Source organism: Phenylobacterium sp. (assembly GCF_024508875.1).
Taxonomy (GTDB): domain Bacteria; phylum Pseudomonadota; class Alphaproteobacteria; order Caulobacterales; family Caulobacteraceae; genus Phenylobacterium.
Window position 1 is genome coordinate 1 of record NZ_JANINU010000155.1, and the last position, 5,668, is coordinate 5,668.

Sequence of the window (5,668 nt, forward strand, 5' to 3'; positions counted from 1 at the left end):
TTGCCGAGGAAACCGGCAGCCTGCTGGTCTTCCTGCCGGGGCAGGGGGAAATCCTTCGCACCGCCGAGCGACTCGCCGAACGCGCGCGTCCGAACGTCGAGATCGCGCCTCTCTACGGCGCCCTCGATCCCCGGGACCAGGACCGGGCCATCGAGCCCGCGCCCGAGGGCAAGCGCAAGGTCGTGCTGGCCACCTCGATCGCCGAGACCAGCCTGACCATCCAGGGCGTGCGCGTGGTGATCGATTGCGGTCTGGCCCGCGTGCCGCGCTTCGACCCGGCCAGCGGACTGATGCGGCTGGCCACCGTCCGCGTCAGCCGCGCCGCCGCCGACCAGCGCCGCGGCCGCGCGGGACGCACCGAGCCCGGCGCCTGCTACCGCCTATGGGACGAGGCCGAGACCCGCGCGCTGCCGGCCTACGCCGACCCCGAGATCCTGGACGCGGACCTGTCGGGCCTGGCCCTCGATCTCGCACGCTGGGGCACCAAGGACGCGGCCGATCTCGCCTTCCTCGATCCGCCGCCCGCCACCGCGTTCAATGAGGCCCGGGCGTTGCTCGCGCGATTGGAGGCGCTGGACGGCGACGGCGTGCTCACCGCCCACGGCCGTGCGCTGGCCGAGTTCCCGCTGGCGCCGCGCCTCGCCCACATGGTCCTCAAGGCCGCCGACACCCGCCAGGCCCTGCGCGCCGCCTGCATCGCCGCCCTCATCACCGAGCGGGGCCTGGGCGGCCGCGACGCCGACCTGCGCCACCGCCTCGACGGCCTGGAACGGGACCGCGGCCCGAGGGCGCGCGACGCCAAGGCGCTCGCCGAGCGCTGGGCCTCGCTCGCCGGCAAGCCGGGCACGGTCAAGGCAGAGACCGTCGAGCCGCTGTCGGACGGGCTGCTGCTGGCCTTCGCCTACCCGGAGCGGGTCGCCAAGGCGCGCGGCGGACAGGGGGAGTTCCAGCTCGTCACCGGCCGCGGCGCCTTCGTCGAGCCCACCGACGCCCTGGCGAGCGAACCCTGGTTGGCGATCGCCGAACTCGGCGGTGGCGACCGGCGCGACCGCATCCTGCTCGCCGCTCCGCTGGACCCGGCCGAGCTGCAGGCCTTCTCGGCCCAGTTCGAGGTGGAGGAGCGGCTGGAGGAGAGCGGCGGCGGGCGCCTGCGCGCCAAACGCCTCACGCGGCTGGGCCGCCTCACCATCCGCGAGGAGATCGACGAGAACCCCGATCCGGCGCTGATCGCCCAAGCCCTGGCCGGTCGGGTCCGCGGCGAGGGCCTGAAGATCCTGCCGTGGGGCGAGGCGGCCGTCTCGCTGCGCGAGCGCGCGGCCTTCCTGCATGCCCGCGATCCGGCCTGGCCAGACCTGTCGGACGCCGCCCTGCTGGACCGGCTCGACGACTGGCTGACGCCGGTGCTGAAGGGCCTGCGCGGCCTGAACGCGCTGAAGCCGGACGTGCTGGACGGGGCGTTGCGCACCCTCGTCCCCTGGGACCAGCAACGCCGGATCGACCATGAGGCGCCCGCCCGCTGGACGGCGCCCACCGGCAACAGCTTCGCCATCGACTACGCTGCGGAGGCGGGGCCGCGCGTGGGCGTGCGGGTGCAGGAGGTGTTCGGGCTGGCCCAGCATCCCACCGTGGCCGGCGTCCCGATCACGCTGTCGCTGCTTTCGCCCGCGCACCGCCCGATCCAGACCACCAAGGACCTGCCGGGCTTCTGGAAGGGTTCGTGGAAGGACGTGCGGTCCGACATGCGCGGCCGATATCCCAAGCATGTCTGGCCCGAGGATCCCGCCAGCGCCGCCCCGACGGCCCGGGCAAAGCCGCGCGGGACCTAGAGTTCGTCCCCCGTTGGGGGAGGGGGCCGCAAAGCGGTGGAGGGGGCTTCCTCCACGACCGTCGAGGGCCCCCTCAGCCGACATTCGCGGAAAGCTCCCCCAACTGGGGAGCCACTGGGACGCCTTAAGCCGCCGCCTTCGCGCTCCAGGTCTTCGGATGCTGGCTGCGCAGGCCGACGGCCAGGCGGTTCCAACTGTTGATGAGCCCGATCAGCAGGGTGAGGTTGACGATTTCCGCCTCGCTGAAGTGCGGCTTCAGCCCCTCGTAGTCCGCGTCCGGCGCGCCGGTCTGCGCCACCTGGGTTAGCGCCTCCGTCCAGGCCAGGGCGGCCCGCTCCCGCGGGGTATAAAAGGTCGACTCGCGCCAGGCGTTCAGCAGGTACAGCCGCTCCTCGGTCTCGCCCGCGGCCCGGGCGTCCTTCGAGTGCATGTGCAGGCAGAAGGCGCAGCCGTTGATCTGCGAGGCGCGCATCTTCACCAGCTCGTAGAGGCTGTACTCCAGGCCGGAGGCCTTCAGCACCTCCTCCAGTTCGGCCATCTTCTTGATGCCCTCGGGGGCGATGGCGAAGGCGTTCAGTCGGGTCGTCATGGGGAGGTCTCCGTTTCTCTGCCCCAAGGACGCAGGAGGAGGTCCGGCCGTGACATCGGCCCCCGGCTTCTTCCCTCCCTGCACGGGGAGAAGGCTCACCGCGACGCCTTCAACCCCGCCGGCAGCCGCCGTTCGCCCTTCCTCTGCACCCATCTGTGCATCAGCCAGCGCCAGGCGGGCCGCACGCCATCGACCCAATAGCCGAAGGGAACGTCCTTATGGATGCGATGCAGCTCTTCCATGTCCATCTCCGGTCCGGGGATTGATCCGTCGCTGGGGAAGATGGGCCCTGGAACGTGGCTCCACAAACCGGTTCTCCTGCTGTATGCATAAATGCAGCTTATGTCTGACCCGCTCGCCGCCATCCCGCTCAGCGCCATCCGCGTCTTCGAAGCCGCCGCCCGGCTGCTGAGCTTCACGCGCGCGGCCGAGGAACTGGGCATGACCCAGGCGGCGGTGTCCTGGCAGGTGAAGGCGCTGGAGAAGCGGCTCGATCAGCCGCTGTTCCGCCGCCTTCCGCGCGAGGTGGCGCTCACGCCGGCCGGCGAGCGGCTGGCCCGGGCGGCGACCGAGGCCATGACCAGCCTGCGCGGCGCCGTCGCCGACCTCACCGACAGCGGGGCGGGGGTGCTGTCGATCACCGTGCTGCAGACCTTCGCCACCCAGTGGCTGGCGCCGCGGCTGGGCGCGTTCCAGGTGGACCATCCCGAGGTCGCCGTCCGCCTGGACTCCTCCCAACGCCTCGTCGACCTGATGCGCGACGAGTTCGACGTCGGCATCCGGGGCGGGCGCGATGGAAAATGGCCGGGCCTCGAGGCCATCTACCTGTTCCCGTCTGCCCAGACCGTCCTGGCGACGCCCCAGGCGATGGCCGCCATGGGGCCGGATCCCCGGCCGGAGGACCTGCTGAACGTCGAGCGTGTCGGCTCGGAAGGCGAATGGGCCGCCTGGTTCGCGAACGCGGGGGTGACCGCCCAGCCGACCGACGCCCCGGCCGCGCCGCGGATCACGGCGGACACACAGACGCTGGAGGTCGCCACCGCCATGGCGCGGGGCGCGGTCGGCATCGGCTCGCCCGTGATGTTCGCCCGCGACATCGAGGCCGGGCGGCTCAGCCAGCCGTTCGAGATCTACATCAGCGACGTCGGCGGCTACTGGCTGGCCTATCCGCAGGACAGGCGCCGGGCCCGCAAGATCGCGGCCTTCCGCGACTGGCTGCTCGACCACGTCCGCGCCGATCCGGCCGCCCAGCGCCAGCTCGCGCGGCGTGGGCAGCCGCCGCGCGACTGACGGGAGCGTCGGCCGGCCGCCGGCTGTTGTTACGCCGCGAGCGGCACGCCATCCAGGGTGATCCGGTGCATGAGCCGCCGGTGGCCCTGGTAGTCGTTCATGGCGCAGTGCCAGGTGCAGCGGTTGTCCCAGATCGCCATCGACCCGGGACGCCATTGGAAGCGCCGCACGAACTGCGGCTTGATGGCGTGGGCGTAGAGTTCGCTCAGGAGCGCCAAGCTCTCTTCCCGGCTCCAGCCGACGATCCCCGTGGTGAAGGCGGGGTTCACGTACAGCGCCCTCTTGCCGCTGCCCGGGTGGGTGATGATCACCGGGTGCACGGCCTCGGGCGTGTCCTTGTGGCCCGACAGCTCGGGGCGATCGGTTCGGGCGTAAGCGCTGTTCTCGCCGAAGACGTGGGCCGAGGCGTGATGGGCCTTCAAGCGCAGCAGGGTCTGTTTCGTCGCCTCCGGCAGCGCCTCGTAAGCGGCGTACATGTCGGCGAAGAGGGTGTCCCCGCCGGTGGGCGGGGTCTCGACGGCGAGCAGGACCGAGCCCATGGCGGGCGCCTGGTCGTAGCTGTGGTCGGTGTGCCATCCGCCGCCGATGTTGGTCGTCTGGGCTTCCGACTTCTCGACCTTGGCGATCTCGGGATAGCGCTCGGTCTTCGGGAAATAGCGGTTCACGACGATCGGGGCGATCCGCCGGGCGAACGCGATCTGGTCCTCGGGCGTGAGCTGCTGATCTTCCAGGAAGATGACCCCGCGGTCGAAGATGGCTTGGCGAAGACGGTCGATCTCACCATCCGTGGCGCGCCGCACGTCGCAGCCGCGAACCATGGCCCCGCAGCCGTCGAGGGGTTCGATGTCCAGGGTCGTGGCGTCCATATGGTCCTCCCGATTTTCCGCGAAGGTGAACCGGCGGCTTGGGTCGGACCGTCACGCCCGTTACAATTGCTGATGGAACGAGCCGATCGCGATCTTGCCGAGGCGGTGCTGCGCGCCTCGCCTTGGCTCAAGGACGGCCGCGAGGGCCTTGTCGAGCCGCTGCTCAGGCATGGCCGCATCGTTCGGCTCGCGCCGGGCCAATGGGCCCACGCCGAGGGCGACGACGAGGCGGGCGTCATCGTCGTGCTGGCCGGTACGACCGACATCTTGTGCAAGGCGCCGGGCGATCGCGAGGTCCTGTTCGGCCTGGCGGGGCCCGGCGCCGCGCTCGGCCAGACGATGCGCTTCGGCGGCGGGCCGCGGCTGGTCACCGTGATCTGCCGCGAGCCCTGCGTGCTGCTGGACATCTCGGACCGCGCGCTGGCCCGCATCGCCGTCGAGGTCCCGGCCATCTGGGAGGCGGTCGCCGCGCTGCTCTATCTGCAGCTCCGCAGCCTGGTCCATCGCGTGGTCGAGGCGACGGCCCTGCCGCCGCGCCAGCGGCTGGCGGCGCGGCTTGAGCTGCTGGCCCGCATGGCGTCGGCGGCCGAGCTTGCCGTCAGCCAGGAGGGCCTGGGCGAGATGGTCGGCCTGACCCGCAAGACTGTGAACGCGCACCTCGGCGACTTCGAACGCGCCGGCCTGATCCGAAGGGCCTACGGCCGGATTGTGCTGCTAGATCGCCCGGGACTTCGCCGGCTGGTCGAGACCTAGCCTCGCCGCCCCACCGCCGCTTCGGACGGATACGGCTCGCGGCCCTGGCCCAGCAGGGCGGGCACCACCTCGTCCACGGTCTCCACCGACACCCAGGCCTCCATGAACTCGGGCGGTGTCAGCTTCTCGTCGACCGTGTGCTGGAACAGCTTGAACAGCGGCTCCCAGAAGCCGCGCGGGTTGTAGAACACCACCGGCTTGGCGTGCAGGTCGAGCCTGCGCCACGACAGCAGCTCGACCACCTCCTCCAGCGTGCCGATCCCGCCCGGCAGGATCACGAAGCTGTCCGAGCGCTGGAACATGAGCATTTTCCGCTCATGCATGTTGTCGACGATGATGTGCTC

The 5,668-nt window shown here is 71.3% G+C and carries 7 protein-coding genes; 3 read left to right on the plus strand and 4 right to left on the minus strand.

The genetic code is table 11. The features are described 5' to 3' along the window. The coding region (gene hrpB / locus Q0L11_RS12630) for an ATP-dependent helicase HrpB (RefSeq protein WP_296597676.1) at positions 1-1,826 on the plus strand (1,826 nt) is incomplete at its 5' end. Between the two features lie 124 nt (positions 1,827-1,950). On the opposite strand, the gene Q0L11_RS12635 is transcribed toward hrpB, so the two are convergent. Next, complete coding sequence (locus Q0L11_RS12635; RefSeq protein WP_296597677.1) at positions 1,951-2,415, minus strand: carboxymuconolactone decarboxylase family protein; 465 nt, start codon at positions 2,413-2,415, stop codon at positions 1,951-1,953. Positions 2,416-2,510: 95 nt separating this feature from the next. Then, the gene (locus Q0L11_RS12640; RefSeq protein WP_296597678.1) at positions 2,511-2,657 is read right to left on the minus strand and encodes a hypothetical protein; all 147 of its coding nucleotides are present in this window, start codon (positions 2,655-2,657) and stop codon (positions 2,511-2,513) included. A gap of 100 nt (positions 2,658-2,757) precedes the next feature. Between Q0L11_RS12640 and Q0L11_RS12645 the strand changes: the two genes are divergently transcribed. Next, on the plus strand, positions 2,758-3,705 hold the full coding sequence (locus Q0L11_RS12645) for a LysR substrate-binding domain-containing protein (protein ID WP_296597679.1): 948 nt from the start codon (positions 2,758-2,760) through the stop codon (positions 3,703-3,705). Positions 3,706-3,734: 29 nt separating this feature from the next. Here the strand turns inward: Q0L11_RS12645 and Q0L11_RS12650 are convergent, their stop codons facing one another. Further along, positions 3,735-4,571 (minus strand): TauD/TfdA family dioxygenase, encoded by an 837-nt coding sequence (locus Q0L11_RS12650; RefSeq protein WP_296597680.1) that lies wholly within the window; start codon positions 4,569-4,571, stop codon positions 3,735-3,737. A gap of 72 nt (positions 4,572-4,643) precedes the next feature. On the opposite strand from Q0L11_RS12650, the gene Q0L11_RS12655 reads away from it, so the two are divergent. Continuing rightward, on the plus strand, positions 4,644-5,324 hold the full coding sequence (locus Q0L11_RS12655) for a Crp/Fnr family transcriptional regulator (RefSeq protein WP_296597681.1): 681 nt from the start codon (positions 4,644-4,646) through the stop codon (positions 5,322-5,324). Here the strand turns inward: Q0L11_RS12655 and Q0L11_RS12660 are convergent. Continuing rightward, the coding region (locus Q0L11_RS12660; RefSeq protein ID WP_296597682.1) for a TIGR00730 family Rossman fold protein at positions 5,321-5,668 on the minus strand (348 nt) is incomplete at its 5' end. The two genes, Q0L11_RS12655 and Q0L11_RS12660, sit on opposite strands and share 4 nt — an antisense overlap.